Here is an 18,311-nt window from a genome sequence, read left to right on the forward strand (position 1 = left end):
CAACAGCACAGATCCGTAGGCGAAGTTGAGGTCAGAGCAGTCCTGGGGAGCGATTCCCCCCATGCCTAAAGGCACGGGTCCCCCCGCTAACTAGCCGATGGACTACACCTACGACTCGTGCATGACCCAGTTCACGACGGGTCAGGTGCAGCGCATGAACGACAGCTGGAACGCCTACCGGGGCTGATCCACTCCGCACCCACGACGGGCCCCGCGGCGCGCGGGGCCCTCACGCGGTCACAGCGTGGCGAGGAAGCCGAGCGAGACCTTCCAGGCCAGCTCGGCCGACGCCCGGTCGAAATCGGGGAGTTCGGGGTCGGTGAAGAGGTGCCCCGCGCCCGGGTAGCGGTAGATCTCGACGTCGGCCCCGGTCCGCTGCATCTGGAGATACCAGGTGTTCAGCCAGTCGTGCGTCTCGAACACGTCCGGGTCGGCGACGTGCAGCTGCACCGGGAGTTCGTCCACCGAGGCGTTCTCGGCGATGTCCGAGGTGCCGTGGAACATCAGCAGCCCGCGGGCCTTCGCGTCACCGAGCGCCAGGGTCTGCGCGGTGGCGGCCCCGAACGAGAAGCCCGCGTACACCAGGCCCCGCTCGGAGTAGGGCGCGGCGGCGAGCACGGCCCGCCTGAGCAGCTCGTCCTTGCCGACCTCCTCCTTGAAGGCCATGCCCTCCTCGGCGGTCTCAAAGGTGCGCCCCTCGAAGAGATCGGGCACCTGCACCTCGTGTCCGGCGGCGCGGAGCCGGTCCGCGGCCGCGTGCACCGCGGGGCGCAGGCCGTACGTCGAGTGGAAGAGCATGATGTTCATGGGGCCATGGTGCCAGCTGCGGCCCGGGCCCCGGCGTCCGGACGGGCCCCGAATCCCGGCCGGAACCCGGAGTCCGGCCGACCCCCCAGGCCCCGGATCCCGGCCGGCCGCTCCCCGGCTCACCGCAGACTGCGCACGTCCAGCTGGCGCAGCACCCGGTCGACGATCTCCGGATCCGTCCCCGCCTCGTTGCGGGCCGAGAGCACCGCGTGGCGGGCGGCCGACATCATCTCGCGCTGGACCCGGCTGACCGCCCTGAAGCGCTCGGCGCGCTGCGCGTACGCCTCGCGGCGCTCCTCGTCGACCATGTCGGGACTGATCCGCGCCCCCATGTCGTACGCCATCCGCTGCAGCCGCTCGGTGACCTCCTCCGGGAAGTCCTCCTCCGCCCGGATCTCCTTCAGCCGCTGCTTCGCGGCCCTGGCGGCGCGGATCGCGAGGTCCTTCTCCAGCGCCTCCTCGGCCGCGGTGTCCGCCTTGACGTGGAGCTTGCGCACCAGCCACGGCAGGGTGAGCCCCTGCACGACGAGCGTGGCCATGATCACGGCGAAGGCGATGAAGACGATCTCGTCACGTCCGGGGAACGGCTGCCCGTCGTCCGTCTTCAGCGGGATCGCGAGCGCCAGCGCCACCGAGGCCACCCCGCGCATCCCGGACCACCACATCACGACGGTCTCCCGCCAGCTGGTGGGGATCTCCTCGCTGACGTCGCGCCGGGTGTGCAGCCGCTTGGCGAGCCAGGTCGCGGGCAGCAGGTACAGCAGCCGTACGCCGACGACGACCGCGACGACCGCCAGGCCCCAGCCCAGCATCTGGAGTTCCCGCCCGTCCGACGTCCCGAAGACGTTGTGCAGTTCGAGACCGATCAGGCCGAAGGCGACGCCCGTGACGAGGGTGTCGACGATCTCCCAGAAGCTGCGGCCGGTGAGCCGCCCGAGCACGTCGTCGGCGTCGGCGGTGTGCTCTGCGAGGAAGAGCGCGGTGGTGAGGACGGCCAGGACGCCCGACCCCTTCAGCTCCTCCGCGAGCACGTAGCTCACGAACGGCACCAGCAGGGTGAGGCCGACCTGGAGGGTGGCGTCCCCGAGCAGGCCCATGAGCTTGATCGTGAGCCAGCCCAGCACGAGGCCCACCGCCACGGCGACGACCGCGGAGAGGATCAGCAGCCCGAACGCCTCCGGCAGCGAGAAGGTGCCGCTCACCGCGGCGGCGATCGCCACGTGGTACAGCACGATCGCGGTCACGTCGTTGAACAGTCCCTCGCCCTCCAGGACGGAGACGAGCCGGCGCGGCAGCCCGACCGAGCCCGCGACGGCCGTCGCGGCGACCGGGTCGGGCGGGGCGACCAGCGCGCCGAGCGCCACGGCGGCGGCGATGGGCAGCCCGGGCACTATCGCGTTGGCGACTGCGGCGACCGCGGCCGTGGTGACGAAGACCAGGGCGACGGCCAGCAGAAAGATCGGTCGTTTGTTGGCGGCGAACTGTCGCCAGGAGGTGCGCTGCACCGAGGCGTAGAGCAGCGGCGGCAGCAGCGCCGGAAGGATGATCTCGGGCGGGATGTCCACGTTCGGCACGAAGCTGACGAACGCCATGCCGACTCCGGCGAGCGTCATCAGTACCGGCGCGGGCAGGCCCAGGCGCTCCCCGAGCGGCACCGTGACCACCGCTCCGAGCAGCAGCAGGAGGAGCAGTGCCATTTGGTCCACGGGGTGCCTTCCGGAGCGCGGTGGGCCGGTTCACTCGACCGGCGGGCCGACTGAAAGCCTGCCACGCCGGGGGAGCAATCCAGACAACACCCCCTTCTTCCCGCTCTTCGGCCGGGATTCCTCCGATGTCTCCGCGACCGGCTCCGGCCTCACGAGACGGCTCGCCCCGGCGGGAGGACGGCCCCGCGCGGACCCGCTACAGGGTGCGCCGCATCGCCCGGTGGGGCATCCCGGCGTCGGGGAACTCCGGCCCGTACGCCACGTACCCGAGCCGCTCGTAGAAACCGAGGGCGTGGGTCTGGGCGTGCAGGTCGACGGCGGTCAGACCCAGCCCCCGGGCCGCGTCCTCGATGGCCCGGACCAGCGCGGCGCCGACACCGAGACCGCGTGCCGCCCCGATCACCGCGAGCCTGCCGAGCGAACCGACGGCCGCGTCGCCCCCGGTCCGGCCGACGGCGGCCGCCCCGTGCAGCAGCCTCCCGGTCCCGAGCGCCGTGCCGTCCGCCGCGAGGGCGATCACGTGTACGGCGTCCGCGTCGTGGACGTCGTACTCGATCTCCTCGGGCACCTCCTGCTCGACGACGAAGACCTCCTTGCGGACCTGGAAGCAGGCCGCGAGATCCTGCTCGCCGACAGCGGTGCGCGTGGTGTACGGGGCGGCCGGGCCGCCGCTCACCGGCTCTCCGCGGCGATCTTGTCCAGGGCCTGCTGGAGGTCGTCCGGGTAGCGGCTGGCGAACTCCACCCAGCGGCCGTCGGACGGGTGCTCGAAGCCGAGCCGGACGGCGTGCAGCCACTGCCGGGTCAGGCCGAGGCGCTTGGCCATCGTCGGGTCGGCGCCGTAGGTGAGGTCGCCGACGCAGGGGTGGCGGTGGGCGGACATGTGCACCCGGATCTGGTGCGTGCGGCCCGTCTCCAGCTTGATGTCCAGGAGGCTGGCGGCACGGTACGCCTCGATGAGGTCGTAGTGCGTCACGGAGGGCTTGCCCTCGGCCGTGACCGCCCACTTGTAGTCGTGGTTGGGGTGGCGGCCGATGGGGGCGTCGATGGTGCCGCTCATCGGGTCCGGGTGGCCCTGGACCAGCGCGTGGTACTTCTTCTCGACGACCCGGTCGCGGAACTGCCCCTTCAGCAGGGTGTAGGCCCGTTCGGACTTGGCGACGACCATCAGGCCCGAGGTGCCGACGTCGAGGCGGTGGACGATGCCCTGGCGCTCGGCGGCGCCGGAGGTCGAGATCCGGTAGCCGGCCGCGGCGAGGCCGCCGATGACGGTCGTGCCGGTCCAGCCGGGGCTCGGGTGGGCGGCGACGCCGACCGGCTTCACGATCACGACGATGTCGTCGTCGTCGTGCACGATCTCCATGCCCTCGACGGGCTCGGCGACGATCTGCACCGGGGCGGCCGCCTGCGGCATCTCCACCTCCAGCCAGGCACCGCCGCTGACCCGCTCGGACTTCCCGACCACCGAGCCGTCCACCTGCACCTTCCCTGCGGCGGCCAGCTCGGCGGCCTTGGTGCGGGAGAAACCGAACATCCGGGAAATGGCGGCGTCGACGCGCTCGCCCTCCAGGCCGTCGGGTACGGGCAGGGTGCGGACCTCGGGATGCGTACTCACCTGATCGAGTATGCCTTGCGCCCGCTAGTCCTTGTGCACGGTGCCGTCGGGGTCCAGGCCCTTGAAGGAGAGGATCACGATCAGGATGCCGCCGCAGACGATCGCGGAGTCCGCCAGATTGAAGACGGCGAAGTGCGCGGGGGCGATGAAGTCCACCACCGCGCCCTCGAAGACGCCGGGGGAACGGAAGATGCGGTCGGTGAGGTTGCCGAGCGCGCCGCCGAGCAGCAGACCGAGCGCGATGGCCCAGGGCAGGCTGTAGAGCTTGCGGGCGAGGCGGGCGATCACGACGATCACGGTCGCCGCGATGAAGGTGAAGATGATGGTGAACGCCTCGCCGATGCCGAACGCGGCCCCGGGGTTGCGGATCGCGCTGAGCTGGAGCCAGTCACCGATGAGCTCGATCGGCTCCTGGTGCTCCAGCTTCGCGACCACGATCGTCTTGCTGATCAGGTCGAGGAGGTAGGCGAACACGGCCACCCCGAAGAGCACCAGGATCTTCCGCTTGCCCCGCGCGGGGGTCGTCTCCCCGGCCCGGTCCGCTTCCCGGTCCTCGCTCCCGGTCTTCTCGGTCCCCTCGGTCTCGGGGATGTCCGGCGTACCGATGATGCGCTCCGCCTCTGCCACGTGAGTCCCTCAACCTAGGTTCCTGACTGAGGACGAGGGTACGACACACCGCGCGGTTCAGCCTCGGCGCTCCTGCTTCTGTTTGTCCTCGACACAGAGCGTGGCCCGCGGGAACGCCTGCATCCGGGCCTTGCCGATCGGTTTGCCGCAGACCTCGCACAGCCCGTACGTCCCGGCGTCGAGCCTGGCCAGGGCCCGTTCGGTCTGCTCCAGCATCTCCTGGGCGTTGGCGGCCAGCGACATCTCGTGCTCGCGGGTGATGTTCTTGGTGCCGGTGTCCGCGTCGTCGTCACCCGCGCCGTCGCCGGAGTCGCGCATCAGCCCGGCGAGCGCCGCGCTGGCGGCCTCCATCTCGCTGCGCAGCCGCATGACCTCGCTGCTCAGCGCGGCCCGCGCCTCGGCGACCTCGTCCGGTGTCCAGGGGTCCTCGCCCGGCCGGACCGCCAGTTCGCCGGGGACCGCCGTGGCGATCCCACTGGCCGGGGGGACGTCGACCGTGCGGGTCCGGGCCGCGCTCTTCTTGGCTACCACCGTGTGGGCTCCCGTCTGCTCGGCGGACTCGGCCGCCACCGTGGCCGCGTGGGCGGCCTCCTTCGAGGCCTTCGTGGCCGTGCTCCGGCCGGCCGTGGCCTTCTTCGCGGGCGCCTTGCCGGCCGGCGACCCGTGCCCGGCGTCCGCGTGCTCGGCGGACGCCGGCCTCTTCCCTGTCGTGCTCTTCGTCGTGCTCTTCCTCGCCGCGGTCTTCCTGGCGGCGGTCTTCTTCGCCGTCTTCTTCCCGGCGGTTCTTCCGGCGGTCTTCCCCGCCGTCGCTTCCCGTGGTCCGGATTCCGGGAGGGTCTCCGTACCCGCCTCCGCGCCGGCCGGCGCGTCCGTGGGTCCGGTCGGTGCCGTCTTCTTCGCGGCGGTCCTGTTCGCCACCATGGCCGCGGCCCCTTCACATATGGTGATCCTGCACGCGAATCGTGCTGGGACGATAAATCGACCCCAGGCCCGCGGCAACGGGGCACACCGCCGAATCGCTCCTCCCCCGTCGGGTTTCCGACCTGCCTGAATCCGTTGTGCCCAGCTCACCGCCGGGTAATCCGCCTCCCGGCCCCCGCCCGGCCCGGTCCGCGCCCGGCTGGCCATTCGGGTCACGTCCCCTCCCGCCTCAAAACCGGTCGGCCGCTGCCCGCGCGGGCCCTTACACTTGCCACAGCGAGAGGCGTGGATGGGACGAGTAGCGTCATACGCAGCCAGGAGCGACCCGGGGACGGTGGAAGCCCGGGGGCGAGCGTGCCGTGAAGATCACCCGGAGCCGCCGGAAGAAAGCTTTGGACAGTGGGCTGCGCCCACGGGCACAGGGCGAGTAGAACCGGCATCGCGCCCCAATGAGGGGGTCACGGGCGCATGCCCGGGGCCAAGGAGGGTGGTACCGCGGGAGTCGACGAGGCTCTCGTCCCTCCGACGGAAGTGGAAAACGTCCGCCGGAGGAAGTCCGCCCATGACATCGCCGCAGTACCGCCAGGTTCCCGCCCAGGTCGACCTGCCCGCGCTGGAGCACGCCGTGCTCGATTTCTGGCGCGAGAGCAAGGTCTTCGCCAAGACCCTCGAACAGTCCGAGGGCCGCCCCGAGTGGGTCTTCTACGAGGGCCCGCCCACCGCCAACGGCATGCCCGGCGCCCACCACATCGAGGCCCGCGTCTTCAAGGACGTCTTCCCCCGCTTCCGCACCATGCAGGGCTACCACGTCGGCCGCAAGGCGGGCTGGGACTGTCACGGCCTGCCGGTCGAGCTCGCGGTCGAGAAGGAGCTGGGCTTCAACGGCAAGAAGGACATCGAGGCGTACGGCATCGCCGAGTTCAACGCCCGGTGCCGCGAGTCCGTGACCCGGCACACGGACGCGTTCACCGAGCTCACGACCCGCATGGGCTATTGGGTCGACCTCGACAACGCGTACCGCACGATGGACCCCGAGTACGTCGAGTCGGTGTGGTGGTCGCTGAAGGAGATCTTCAACAAGGGCCTGCTGGTCCAGGACCACCGCGTCGCCCCCTGGTGCCCCCGCTGCGGCACCGGCCTGTCCGACCACGAGCTGGCGCAGGGGTACGAAACGGTCGTCGACCCGTCGGTCTTCGTCCGCTTCCCCCTCACCTCCGGCCCGCTCGCCGACAGCGCCTCGCTCCTGGTCTGGACGACCACCCCCTGGACCCTGGTCTCCAACACCGCCGTCGCCGCGCACCCCGACGTCACCTACGTCGTCGCGACGAACGGCGAGGAGAAGCTGGTCGTCGCGCAGCCGCTCGTCGAGAAGGCGCTGGGCGAGGGCTGGGAGACCACCGGCGAGACCTTCACCGGCCGCGAGATGGAGCGCTGGACCTACGAGCGCCCGTTCGAGCTCGTCGACTTCCCGAGCCCCGGCGAGGGAAGCGACGGGCACAGCCCCGCCCCGGCGCACTACGTCGTCAACGCCGAGTACGTGACGACCGAGGACGGTACGGGTCTGGTCCACCAGTCCCCCGCCTTCGGCGCCGACGACCTCCTGGTCTGCAAGGCGTACGGCCTCCCGGTCGTGAACCCGGTCCGCCCCGACGGCACCTTCGAGGAGGGCCTGCCGCTGGTCGGCGGCGTCTTCTTCAAGAAGGCCGACGAGGCGCTCACCGAGGACCTGGCCGCCCGCGGCAAGCTCTTCCGGCACGTCCCGTACGAGCACAGCTACCCGCACTGCTGGCGCTGCCACACCGCGCTGCTCTACTACGCGCAGCCGTCCTGGTACATCCGCACGACCGCCGTCAAGGACCGGCTGCTCCGGGAGAACGAGAAGACCAACTGGTTCCCGGACTCCGTCAAGCACGGCCGCTTCGGCGACTGGCTGAACAACAACGTCGACTGGGCGCTGTCCCGCAACCGCTACTGGGGCACCCCGCTGCCGATCTGGCGCTGCGAGGACGGCCACCTCACCTGCGTCGGCTCCCGTGCCGAGCTCGGCGAGCTCACCGGCGCCGACATGTCCGGGCTGGACCCGCACCGCCCCTTCATCGACGAGATCACGTTCACCTGCTCGCAGGAGAACTGCCAACTGGAGGCGTACCGCGTCCCGGAGGTCATCGACGCCTGGTACGACTCGGGTTCGATGCCGTTCGCGCAGTGGGGCTACCCGTACAAGAACAAGGAGACCTTCGAGAGCCGCTACCCGGCGCAGTTCATCTCGGAGGCCATCGACCAGACCCGCGGCTGGTTCTACACGCTGATGGCGATCGGCACCCTGGTCTTCGACAAGTCCTCGTACGAGAACGTGGTCTGCCTGGGCCACATCCTCGCCGAGGACGGCCGGAAGATGTCCAAGCACCTGGGCAACATCCTCCAGCCGATCCCGCTCATGGACCAGCACGGCGCGGACGCGGTGCGCTGGTTCATGGCGGCCGGCGGCTCCCCGTGGGCGGCCCGCCGCGTCGGCCACAACACGATCCAGGAGGTCGTCCGCAAGACCCTCCTGACGTACTGGAACACGGTCGCCTTCCAGGCCCTGTACGCCCGTACGTCGGACTGGGCCCCCTCCGCGGCCGACCCGGCCCCGGCGGACCGCACGGTCCTGGACCGCTGGCTGCTGAGCGAGCTGAACGCGCTGGTGGACCAGGTCACGCAGGCCCTGGAGGGGTACGACACCCAGCGGGCCGGCAAGCTCCTGTCGGCCTTCGTCGACGACCTGTCCAACTGGTACGTGCGCCGCTCGCGCCGCCGTTTCTGGCAGGGCGACAAGGCGGCGCTGCGCACCCTGCACGAGGTCGTCGAGACGGTGACCCGGCTGATGGCCCCGCTCACCCCGTTCATCACCGAGCGGGTCTGGCAGGACCTCGTCGTCCCGGTCACCCCGGACGCCCCCGAGTCGGTGCACCTGTCCACCTGGCCGAAGGCGGACCCGGCGGCGATCGACCCGGCCCTCTCCACGCAGATGGCGCTGGTGCGTCGGCTGGTCGAGCTGGGCCGGGCCACCCGCGCCGAGTCCGGCGTCAAGACCCGTCAGCCGCTGTCCCGGGCGCTGGTCGCGGTGGCCGGCTTCGAGATGCTCTCCCCCGAGCTGCACGCCCAGATCACCGAGGAGCTGAACGTCTCCTCGCTGGCCTCGCTCTCCGAGGTGGGCGGCTCGCTGGTCGACACGACCGCGAAGGCCAACTTCCGGGCGCTCGGCAAGCGCTTCGGCAAGGGCGTCCAGGCGGTGGCCAAGGCGATCGCGAACGCCGATGCGGCGGCCCTCTCGCTGGCCCTGCGCGAGGGCACCGCGTCCGTCGAGGTGGACGGCGAGACGGTCACCCTCTCCCCGGGCGAGGTGATCATCACCGAGACGCCGCGCGAGGGCTGGTCGGTGGCGTCCGACTCGGGCGCGACGGTCGCCCTGGACCTGGAGATCACCCCGGAGCTGCGGCGCGCGGGCCTGGCCCGTGACGCGATCCGGCTCATCCAGGAGGCCCGCAAGAACAGCGGCCTGGACGTGGCGGACCGCATCGCCGTCCGCTGGACGTCGTCCTCCCCCGCCACGGTGGAGGCGCTGACCGAGCACTCCGCCCTGATCGCGGACGAGGTCCTGGCCCTGGACTACGCGCAGGGCGAGGCGGACCCGGCGTACGGCGAGCCGTTCACGGACGAGGGCCTGGCCCTGACGTTCCGCCTCCGCAAGACGGAGCAGTAGCCCGGAACACGAAAGGGGGTCCGGCGGACAGCTGTCCGCCGGACCCCTTCTCGTTCTCCCCGCCTCACCTTCCGGCCGCCCACGCGGGTCCGTCCCGCCCACGGCAAAAGGGCCGGGCCCCGGGGAAACCCCGGGCCCGGCCCTCAGCCTGCCGACGGCTACGCGCTCACCGCGCGTGCCCCGCTCAGTTGTCGTCCTCGTCGATCAGGAACCCGCGCATCGGCGAAGGGGCCTGCTGCATCGGCTGCGGCGCCTGCGGCCGCACCGGCGCCATCGGCTGCGTCATCGCCGGCGACATCTGCTGCTGACCGCCGTACGAGGGGCCGCCGCCCATCGACGGGTTGCCGCCGCCACTCATGGGCGGGTTGCCACTGCCCATGGTGTGGCCCATGGCGCCCGCACCGGCCGGAGCCAGCGAGGGCGACGGCGGCAGCGAGGCGGTCGCCGGGGTCCGCGGCGGGGCCAGCGAGTCGTCCGCCTGGGTCTCCAGCTGACGCAGCTGGCTCTCCAGGTAGGACTTCAGACGGGTCCGGTACTCGCGCTCGAAGCCGCGCAGGTCCTCGACCTTGCGCTCCAGCGTCGCGCGGGCCGACTCCAGCGAGCCCATCGCCACGCGGTGCTTCTCCTGCGCGTCCCGCTCCAGCGCATCGGCCTTGGCACGGGCGTCCCGCTCCAGGCCCTCGGCGCGGCTGCGCGCCTCACCGACGATCTTGTTGGCCTCGGAACGGGCCTCCGCGATCGCCTGGTCGGCCGTCTGCTGCGCGAGCGAGAGGACACGAGCGGCGCTGTCGCCGCCGGGGCCCTGACCGGGCTGCTGCATCTGCGGCTGCTGCATCTGCTGCATCTGCTGCTGGGGGGCGTGACCGCCCATGGGGCCGCCCATCGGGCCACCCATGGGACCGCCCTGCATCGGACCGGGGCCGTGCGGGCCCTGCGGGCCGGGGCCGTGCTGGCCCTGGGGACCAGGACCGTGACCACTGGGACCGGCGGGCAGCTGCGGAGCACCACCGGGCAGCTGGGGGGGACCCATCTGCGGGGGCTGCTGCTGGACCGGCGGTCCCGATATGGCGGCGGGCACGGGTGCGCCGGGCCTGTCCTGCGGCTCCGGCTTGCGCATGCCCTGCTGCTGGTTCTGCGCGGCGGCTCGCGTTGCGGCGGCCAGCTTCGCGCGCAGATCCTCGTTCTCACGGAGCAGGCGGGTCAGCTCGGACTCGACCTCGTCGAGGAAGGCATCGACCTCGTCCTCGTCATAGCCTTCTCGGAGGCGGACGGTCGTGAACTGCTTGTTCCGCACGTCCTCAGGAGTCAGCGGCATCTCTTCTTCACCTCTACGTAGTCGTCGGCAGTCGGCAAGACCGTATCGCTCACAGCCTGATCACGATGTTGATCAGGGTGTAGACGATGATCATCAGAACGAAGAAGGACAGGTCGAGTGCCACGCCCCCGAGACGCAGCGGCGGGATGAACCGCCGCAGAAGCTTGAGCGGTGGATCGGTGACAGTGTAGGTGGCCTCGAGTATGACCACCATCGGCTTGCCGGGCTGCCATGAACGCGCGAACTGGAAGACGTAGTCCATGACCAGCCGGAAGATCAGCACGATGAGGAAACACATCAGCGCGACATAGACAACTTGCACTGCGACGCCCATTTCGCGCTTCCCTCTCCCCTGGCTCTCGTAGCTCCGGCCTCACGGCCGGGGTTGTTCCCGTTGTCGTGTTCTCAGCTCTGGTTGAAGAATCCGCCCTCAGCGATGCGGGCCTTGTCCTCCGCCGTGACATCGACGTTAGCAGGCGACAACAGGAACACCTTCTGCGTCACACGCTCAATGCTGCCATGGAGACCGAAGACGAGTCCCGCGGCAAAGTCGACAAGTCGCTTGGCGTCCGTATCGTCCATCTCCGTGAGATTCATGATCACCGGAGTGCCCTCACGGAAGTGTTCCCCGATGGTACGGGCCTCGTTGTAGGTCCTGGGGTGCAGCGTGGTGATGCGGTAGGGCTCCCGCTCGGACACGACCTTGGGCATGATCACCGGTGCGTTCTTCTCCATGTTCGGACGTTCAGGTGTGATGGATGCCACGGGGGCGATCCGGGCGGGTCGTTCCCTTTCCGCCGGGATCTGAACCGGCTCCCGCTGCGCGGGGGGCTGTACCGCTCGTACCGGTTCCTCCCGCTCCCGTTCGCGGTCCCGCTCCACCTGATGCGCGGGCTGGTGCCGCCGCCGGTCCCGCTCGGGCTCCGGCTCGGGTTCGAATTCGTCGTCGGGGTCGAACCCCGGACCGTCGTACCCATCGTCCTCCACGAGGCCGAGGTAGACCGCCATCTTGCGCATCGCGCCGGCCATGCTCCGAGTCCTCCGCTCTGTGGTGGATCGGCATATGTCACCAAGTGCCCCGCGATCCACTGAGGTCTGCCCGCCATCAGCGGGAATGACCATATTTTCTGCTGTGGTCCGACCTGCTTGGCGACGTTACCCGAGCCCGGGTCGGACTCCGAGTACCGCCGTACCGACGCGTACATGTGTCGCCCCGGCCGCGACCGCGTCCTCGAGGTCCGCGCTCATCCCTGCGGAGACCATGTTCGCAGCCGGATGGTTCCCGCGCAGCCGGGATGAGAATTCCATCAGCCGGTCGAAGGCGGCCCGTTGCCGTCCCGCGTACGGTCCGGCGAGCGGTGCGACGGTCATCAGGCCGTCGAGCCGCAGCCCCGGCGCGGAGCCGACCGCGGCGGCCAACTCCTCGATCCCGTCCGGCGCGACACCGCCCCGGGTGCCCCGTTCGCCGCTCTCCGCGTCCAGCGCCACCTGGATGAGGCAGCCCAGTTCGCGCCCTTCGCGCACGGCCGCCGCCGAGAGTGCCGTGACCAGTTTGATCCGGTCCACCGACTGCACGACATCGGCATAACCTGCCACGGAGCGAACCTTATTGGTCTGCAATTGACCGACAAAGTGCCATGTGAGCGACAGATCCGCGCATTCGGCTGCTTTGGGTGCCGCGTCCTGGTCACGATTCTCCGCGACATGACGTACACCGAGTTCGTGCAGAATCCGCACATCGCTCGCGGGATAGGTCTTGGTGACCACGATGAGGGTCACTTCCTCCCGCCCGCGCCCCGCGGCGGAACAGGCGGAAGCAATGCGTTCCTCCACCCGTGCCAGGTTTTCGGCGAGTTGAGTTCTACGGTCCGTCATGCCCTATCAGTCCAACCAGACATATCCGGCGAGCCGCCCGGTGACGCGGTCGCGGCGGTACGAGAAATGGTCGCTCGATTCGAGGGTGCAGACCGGCGAGGCCCGGCGGTCCTCGACCCCGAGCGCCTCGAGCTGGGCATGGACCCCCGCGACGACGTCCACGGCCGGGGTGCCCCAGCTGGTCTCGGACCAGGCTGCGGGGACGCTCCGCGCGACCTCGGCGCGCATGTCGGCCGGGACCTCGTAGCACCGGCCGCAGACCGCCGGCCCGGTGCGGGCGACGATCCGGGAGACCTCGGCGCCGAGCCCGGTCATGGCCTCGACCGCGGCGGGGACGACCCCGGCGACCAGGCCGGGACGGCCCGCGTGCGCCGCGGCCACGACCCCGGCGACCGGGTCGGCGAGCAGTACGGGGGTGCAGTCGGCCGTGAGCACGGCGAGCGGGAGGCCGCGCCGCGCGGTCACCACCGCGTCCACCGCGGGTATCTCCGGAGCGTCGCCCCACGGGCCGTCGACGACCGCGACGTCCCTGCCGTGCACCTGGTTCATCCAGACGACCCGGGCCGGGTCCAGACCGAGATCACGGGCGGCGCGCTCGCGGTTGGCCAGAACGGCGGCGGGGTCGTCTCCGACCGCGCCGCCGAGGTTGAGCTCCTCGTAGGGGGCTGCGCTCACCCCGCCCCACCTGTCGGTGAAGGCGAAGTGCGCACGGCCCCCGGAGGCTACTGCGTGGTGCCGGTCTATCACTTCAAGAAGTCCGGGACATCCAGCTCTTCGGCCTGGGAGTCCTGGTAGGGACGGGCCGAGGGGACCTGCGGCGGGGCGACCGGCGGCAGGTGGCTCTCGCTCACCACCGGCTTGGGCTCCACCTGGACCGGCGGCTCCTCGCGGAGGGGCACGGAGCCCAGTCCGCCGCTCTGGCGCACCGGCTCGGCGGCGCGGACCGGCGGAGCCTGCTCCTCGCGCTTGGCGGAGCTCGCGCCCAGGACGTTCTCGCGGCGGGCCGGCGGCTGTCCGCCGTCGAAGCCGGCCGCGATCACGGTGACCCGCACCTCGTCGCCCAGCGCGTCGTCGATGACCGCGCCGAAGATGATGTTCGCCTCGGGGTGCGCCGCCTCGCTCACCAGCTGGGCGGCCTCGTTGATCTCGAAGAGACCGAGGTCGCTGCCGCCGGAGATGGAGAGCAGGACACCGCGGGCGCCGTCGATGGACGCCTCCAGGAGCGGCGAGGAGATCGCCATCTCCGCGGCGGCCACCGCGCGGTCGTCGCCGCGGGCCGAGCCGATGCCCATGAGCGCCGAGCCGGCCTCGGACATGACCGACTTGACGTCGGCGAAGTCGAGGTTGATCAGACCGGGCGTCGTGATGAGGTCGGTGATGCCCTGGACACCCGAGAGCAGGACCTGGTCGGCCGACTTGAACGCGTCGAGCACGCTGACCTGGCGGTCCGAGATGGACAGCAGCCGGTCGTTGGGGATGACGATGAGGGTGTCGACCTCTTCGCGGAGCTCGGCGATGCCGTCCTCCGCCTGGTTCGCACGCCGCCGGCCCTCGAAGGTGAACGGGCGGGTGACCACGCCGATCGTCAGGGCGCCCAGCGAGCGGGCGATGTTGGCGACGACGGGGGCGCCGCCGGTGCCGGTGCCGCCGCCTTCGCCGGCGGTGACGAAGACCATGTCGGCCCCCTTGAGGACCTCCTCGATCTCCTCACGGTGGTCCTCTGCCGCCTTGCGACCGACGGCCGGGTTGGCCCCGGCGCCGAGGCCGCGGGTGAGTTCGCGGCCGACGTCGAGCTTGACGTCGGCGTCGCTCATCAACAGGGCTTGCGCATCAGTGTTGATCGCGATGAACTCGACGCCCTTGAGACCGACCTCGATCATTCGGTTGATGGCATTGACACCACCGCCGCCGACACCGATGACCTTGATGACTGCGAGGTAGTTCTGCGGTGCTGCCACGTCGAAGGCCTCTCGCCTCGAGTTACGTGTCGTCGCTGCGCGCTGTTCCCGCCGCGACGACGGATGCCGATTGGGACGGTCCGAAGTGCCGACCCAAACCCTAACGTTCAAGTTTAGGGTTACCAGTGTGTCTGCTTCAGGGACTCTTCCGAACAGGACACTAAGTCGACAAGTGGCGCGCGTTCAACGAACACGCCGAACCTCCCGTTTTTCTTTTCACCCTATGTGATCACCCGTAGCGCTGACCAACCAGGGTGCTGGCCAGGCCAAATGCGCGTCAACTGCCCGACGCGGCAGGGGCCGTGGGCGCACTCACGTCGAAGTGTCCCGCTTTGGGGGCCGCTTTCATGAGAGCGGTGAGAACTCTCGCCTTCACCGGGCCCCCTTCGGCACTGCCCCAGACCACCGTGCGCCCCCGGGTGAGTTCCAGGGAGATCGAGTCGTACGAGGTGACCCGCACGACCTCGGTGTCCTCGGCGACGCCCGACGGGAGTTCACCGGCGACCCGGACCGCCTCCTCCACCAGCCGGTCGCTGCCGAACCGGCGCAGGCTCGCGGACTTCTCGGGCGCCAATTCCAGCAAAGGTACACCGTCGGGCGATTTGTCCACCGTCGCGAAGCGCACACCTTCCGCGTCGACTTCGGTGAATTTTGCACCCTTTTTAATCAACAGGACCGGCTGCCGTTCGGCCACTTCGAGACGGATTCCGTGCGGCCACGACCGCACGACGTCCACCGAGTCGATACGGGGCAGCTCCCGGAGCAGCCGGCCGGCGATGGCGTCGGTGTCGACGGAGACCAGCGGCGCCCCGACCGGAACCGCCGCGACGGCCTCCACCTCGGCCGGGGCCAGCACGTCGAGACCGGTGGTCGTGACCTGTTCGACCCGGAACCAGGAGGAGCCGTAGAGCGCCCAGAAAACGCCGGAAGCGAGCAGCAGCGCCAGCACGCCGCTCACGATCAGCGTTCCGCGACTGGGCAGCCGGCGCCCCTCGGGGCGCGTGCGCGGCGGGCGGGCCGGGGATTCCTCCCGTTGCGCCGTACCGCGCCGGGCGGTTGTCGGTCCGGCCACGCTCGCTCCTCACACCGGGTCCGGGGGCACCGCCCCCGGACCCGTCGGCCTCACGCGCCTCGGCGTGCGGCGATCGCCTCGTACACCATGCCGACGAGCAGGTCGTCGGCGTCCCGGCGGCCGAACTCGGCGGCGGCGCGGGACATCTCGTACAACCGGTGCGGATCCGCGAGCACCGGGAGGACGTTGCCCTGCACCCACTCGGGGGTGAGCGCCGCGTCGTCCACCAGCAGACCGCCGCCGGCGTTGACCACCGGCTGGGCGTTGAGCCGCTGTTCGCCGTTGCCGATGGGCAGCGGGACGTACGCGGCCGGGAGCCCGACGGCGGAGAGTTCGGCGACGGTCATCGCGCCGGCGCGGCAGAGCATCATGTCGGCCGCGGCGTACGCGAGATCCATCCGGTCCACGTACGGTACCGGGATGTAGGGCGGCATCCCGGGCATGTTGTCCACCCGCGGCAGTTCGTTCTTCGGGCCGACCACGTGCAGGACCTGGATCCCGGCGCGCTGCAGCAGCGGGGCGACCCGCTGCACCACTTCGTTGAGCCGGCGCGCGCCCTGCGAGCCGCCGGAGACCAGCAGCGTCGGCAGGTTGGGGTCGAGACCGAAGGTGGCGCGCGCCTCGGGGCGGACCCGGGCGCGGTCCAGGGTGGCGATGGTGCGGCGCAGCGGGATGCCGATGTAGCGGGCGCCGCGCAGCTTGCTGTCGGGCGTGGAGACCGCGACGCCGTGGGCGTACCGCGAACCGATCTTGTTGGCCAGGCCGGGGCGGGCGTTGGCCTCGTGGACGACGATCGGCACCCCGGCCCGCTTGGCGGCGAGGTAGCCGGGCAGGGCGACGTAGCCGCCGAAGCCGACGACGCAGTCCGCCCTGGTGCGCTCCAGGACCTGCTCGGCGGCCTTGATGGTGCCGCGCAGCCGTCCCGGGACGGTGATCAGTTCCGGGGTGGGCTTGCGGGGCAGTGGCACGGCAGGGATCAGGGCGAGTTCGTACCCCCGCTCGGGTACGAGCCTGGTCTCGAGTCCGCGCTCCGTGCCCAGGGCAGTGATTCCCACGCTCGGGTCCTGCCTGCGCAGGGCGTCCGCGAGGGCGAGCGCGGGCTCGATGTGGCCGGCGGTCCCCCCACCGGCGAGTACGACATGCACCGAAATTCACCGCTCTCCGGACGGACGCTTCTTGACGCGCCGTCTCATCGTCTTCCATCTCACCCCGGGCCTTCGCACGGCCAGGGCCGCCTTCGCTGCGGGGTCCTCTCGCGCGAACGCGATCAGCAGCCCGACGGCGAACATGGTCGGCAGCAGGGCCGACCCTCCGTAGGAGAACAGCGGGAGCGGGACACCGGCGATCGGCAGCAGGCCGAGCACCGCACCGATGTTGATCACGGCCTGCACCGTGATCCAGGTGGTCACGCCTCCCGCGGCGTACCTCACGAAGGGGTCCTCCGTGCGTCCGGCCACGCGGATACCCGCATAGCCTAGAGCCGCGAAGAGGGCGAGCACCGACAGCGTCCCCGCCAGCCCCAGTTCCTCCCCGGTGATGGCGAAAATGAAGTCGGTGTGCGATTCAGGCAGTTGACCCCATTTTTCCACACTTGCACCGAGTCCGGAACCGAACCATCCGCCGGAGGCCAGAGCATAGATGCCGTGCACGGCCTGCCAGCAGGAGTCCCCCGGTCCGGGCTCGGTGGCGCCGATGCAGGCGAGCCGCGACATCCGGTTCGGGCTGGTCCTGATCAGCACGAAGGCGATGAGCGCGGCGAAACCGAGCACCCCGGCGAAGAGCCGGGTGGGCGCCCCGGCCAGCCAGAGCAGCCCGAAGAGGATCGCGGTGAGGATGATCGCGGTGCCCATGTCGCCGCCGAGCATGATCAGCCCGAGGATCATGAAGGCGACCGGCACCAGCGGGACGAGCAGGTGCTTCCACTGCGCCAGCAGGCGCTTGTCCTGTTTGCGGGCGAGCAGGTCCGCGCCCCACAGGACCAGGGCAAGCTTGCCGAACTCGCTGGGCTGGAGCTGGAAGGGACCGCCCAGGTAGAGCCAGTTCTGGTTGCCGTTGACCGACATCCCTATCCCCGGCACCTGGACCAGCACCATCAGGAAGACGGTTCCCATGAGCAACGGGTAGGCGAGCGCCCGGTGGAGCTTGCCGGGCATCCGGGCGGCGAGCGCCATCAGCCCGGCGCCGATGACGGCGGCGAGGAACTGCTTGCGGAAGAAGTAGGTGCTCGGCTTGTCGAGTTCCAGGGCCTTGATCATCGAGGCGGAGTAGACCATCACCAGGCCGAGCACGGTGATCAGCAGGCCCGCGCCCAGGATCAGGTAGTAAGCGGTCAGGGGGCGGTCCCAGGCCCTGCGCACCCGCTCGTACATCCGGCGTGCGCCGCCGCCGCGCGGGGAGCGCGAGCCGCCGGTGGGACCTCCCTTGGAGCGGGGGGCCGCGGGGCGGCGGGCGCCGGTGGCCGACCGGACCCGCAGCGCGGTGCCCAGCGGCACCGGGGCGCCCGTGCCCGCCCCCGCGAGCAGGCCCGGGGGGAACGCCCGGCTGATCGGCGCGGTGGCCCGTGAGCGGTGCCCACAGGCCGCGGCGGAGCTCTCTTCGGCCGGCATTGTCGCTGTCCCCTCCACTGCTCGTGCCCGGGGCCGCCGCCGGGCCCGGGGCCCGCGGCGACGGC

Annotated in this window: 16 protein-coding genes; 1 reads left to right on the forward strand and 15 read right to left on the reverse strand. The window is 70.8% G+C overall.

The genetic code is table 11. The features are described from left to right. Window positions 1-237: 237 nt before the first annotated feature. From OCT49_RS07760 to OCT49_RS07785, 6 genes are all read right to left on the reverse strand, one after another. On the reverse strand, window positions 238-807 hold the full coding sequence (locus tag OCT49_RS07760; protein WP_283851146.1) for a dienelactone hydrolase family protein: 570 nt from the start codon (window positions 805-807) through the stop codon (window positions 238-240). Window positions 808-926: 119 nt separating this feature from the next. After that, window positions 927-2,513, reverse strand: a complete 1,587-nt coding sequence (locus OCT49_RS07765) for a Na+/H+ antiporter (protein WP_283851147.1) — start codon at window positions 2,511-2,513, stop codon at window positions 927-929. 196 nt (window positions 2,514-2,709) lie between these two features. After that, the gene (locus tag OCT49_RS07770) at window positions 2,710-3,189 is read right to left on the reverse strand and encodes a GNAT family N-acetyltransferase (protein WP_283851148.1); all 480 of its coding nucleotides are present in this window, start codon (window positions 3,187-3,189) and stop codon (window positions 2,710-2,712) included. Beyond that, the gene (locus tag OCT49_RS07775; protein WP_283851149.1) at window positions 3,186-4,127 is read right to left on the reverse strand and encodes an RluA family pseudouridine synthase; all 942 of its coding nucleotides are present in this window, start codon (window positions 4,125-4,127) and stop codon (window positions 3,186-3,188) included. The genes OCT49_RS07770 and OCT49_RS07775 overlap by 4 nt, the downstream gene beginning before the upstream one ends. Window positions 4,128-4,151: 24 nt before the next feature. Beyond that, window positions 4,152-4,754 carry a signal peptidase II gene (gene lspA / locus OCT49_RS07780; protein ID WP_283851150.1) on the reverse strand — a complete coding sequence of 201 codons (603 nt, stop codon included), beginning with the start codon at window positions 4,752-4,754 and terminating at the stop codon, window positions 4,152-4,154. A 57-nt stretch (window positions 4,755-4,811) separates the two neighbouring features. Next, window positions 4,812-5,675 (reverse strand): TraR/DksA family transcriptional regulator, encoded by an 864-nt coding sequence (locus OCT49_RS07785; protein WP_283851151.1) that lies wholly within the window; start codon window positions 5,673-5,675, stop codon window positions 4,812-4,814. A gap of 562 nt (window positions 5,676-6,237) precedes the next feature. Between OCT49_RS07785 and ileS the strand changes: the two genes are divergently transcribed. After that, window positions 6,238-9,420 (forward strand): isoleucine--tRNA ligase, encoded by a 3,183-nt coding sequence (gene ileS / locus OCT49_RS07790; RefSeq protein ID WP_283851152.1) that lies wholly within the window; start codon window positions 6,238-6,240, stop codon window positions 9,418-9,420. Window positions 9,421-9,604: 184 nt separating this feature from the next. On the opposite strand, the gene OCT49_RS07795 is transcribed toward ileS, so the two are convergent. The 9 genes from OCT49_RS07795 to ftsW all read right to left on the reverse strand — a co-directional run bounded on the left by OCT49_RS07795 (window position 9,605) and on the right by ftsW (window position 18,246). Further along, complete coding sequence (locus tag OCT49_RS07795; RefSeq protein ID WP_283851153.1) at window positions 9,605-10,735, reverse strand: DivIVA domain-containing protein; 1,131 nt, start codon at window positions 10,733-10,735, stop codon at window positions 9,605-9,607. A gap of 49 nt (window positions 10,736-10,784) precedes the next feature. Next, window positions 10,785-11,069: a YggT family protein gene (locus tag OCT49_RS07800; RefSeq protein ID WP_283851154.1), complete on the reverse strand. Its 285-nt coding sequence runs from the start codon at window positions 11,067-11,069 to the stop codon at window positions 10,785-10,787. Window positions 11,070-11,140: 71 nt separating this feature from the next. After that, window positions 11,141-11,764 carry a cell division protein SepF gene (locus OCT49_RS07805; protein ID WP_148834397.1) on the reverse strand — a complete coding sequence of 208 codons (624 nt, stop codon included), beginning with the start codon at window positions 11,762-11,764 and terminating at the stop codon, window positions 11,141-11,143. 126 nt (window positions 11,765-11,890) lie between these two features. After that, a complete protein-coding gene (locus OCT49_RS07810) occupies window positions 11,891-12,610 on the reverse strand; it encodes a YggS family pyridoxal phosphate-dependent enzyme (RefSeq protein ID WP_283851155.1) in 720 nt (239 codons plus the stop codon). A 6-nt stretch (window positions 12,611-12,616) separates the two neighbouring features. Then, a complete protein-coding gene (gene pgeF, locus OCT49_RS07815) occupies window positions 12,617-13,357 on the reverse strand; it encodes a peptidoglycan editing factor PgeF (protein ID WP_283851156.1) in 741 nt (246 codons plus the stop codon). Further along, window positions 13,354-14,568: a cell division protein FtsZ gene (gene ftsZ, locus OCT49_RS07820; RefSeq protein WP_283851157.1), complete on the reverse strand. Its 1,215-nt coding sequence runs from the start codon at window positions 14,566-14,568 to the stop codon at window positions 13,354-13,356. Before ftsZ ends, pgeF begins: the two co-directional genes overlap by 4 nt. Before the next feature lie 277 nt (window positions 14,569-14,845). Further along, complete coding sequence (locus OCT49_RS07825; RefSeq protein WP_283851158.1) at window positions 14,846-15,640, reverse strand: cell division protein FtsQ/DivIB; 795 nt, start codon at window positions 15,638-15,640, stop codon at window positions 14,846-14,848. Window positions 15,641-15,690: 50 nt separating this feature from the next. Then, on the reverse strand, window positions 15,691-16,785 hold the full coding sequence (gene murG, locus OCT49_RS07830; RefSeq protein WP_283851159.1) for an undecaprenyldiphospho-muramoylpentapeptide beta-N-acetylglucosaminyltransferase: 1,095 nt from the start codon (window positions 16,783-16,785) through the stop codon (window positions 15,691-15,693). A 6-nt stretch (window positions 16,786-16,791) separates the two neighbouring features. Next, complete coding sequence (gene ftsW, locus OCT49_RS07835) at window positions 16,792-18,246, reverse strand: putative lipid II flippase FtsW (RefSeq protein WP_502963346.1); 1,455 nt, start codon at window positions 18,244-18,246, stop codon at window positions 16,792-16,794. Window positions 18,247-18,311 lie beyond the last annotated feature (65 nt).

The organism is Streptomyces sp. ML-6, assembly GCF_030116705.1.
Taxonomy (GTDB): Bacteria; Actinomycetota; Actinomycetes; order Streptomycetales; family Streptomycetaceae; genus Streptomyces.

Excerpts from the sequence above, each read along its gene's own strand:
- OCT49_RS07800 (WP_283851154.1), bottom strand. The coding sequence starts at position 11,069 with ATGGGCGTCGCAGTGCAAGTTGTCTATGTCGCGCTGATGTGTTTCCTC.
- ftsW (WP_502963346.1), bottom strand. The coding sequence starts at position 18,246 with ATGCCGGCCGAAGAGAGCTCCGCCGCGGCCTGTGGGCACCGCTCACGG.
- OCT49_RS07810 (WP_283851155.1), bottom strand. The coding sequence starts at position 12,610 with ATGACGGACCGTAGAACTCAACTCGCCGAAAACCTGGCACGGGTGGAG.
- ileS (WP_283851152.1), top strand. The coding sequence starts at position 6,238 with ATGACATCGCCGCAGTACCGCCAGGTTCCCGCCCAGGTCGACCTGCCC.
- OCT49_RS07795 (WP_283851153.1), bottom strand. The coding sequence starts at position 10,735 with ATGCCGCTGACTCCTGAGGACGTGCGGAACAAGCAGTTCACGACCGTC.
- OCT49_RS07760 (WP_283851146.1), bottom strand. The coding sequence starts at position 807 with ATGAACATCATGCTCTTCCACTCGACGTACGGCCTGCGCCCCGCGGTG.
- OCT49_RS07805 (WP_148834397.1), bottom strand. The coding sequence starts at position 11,764 with ATGGCCGGCGCGATGCGCAAGATGGCGGTCTACCTCGGCCTCGTGGAG.
- OCT49_RS07785 (WP_283851151.1), bottom strand. The coding sequence starts at position 5,675 with ATGGTGGCGAACAGGACCGCCGCGAAGAAGACGGCACCGACCGGACCC.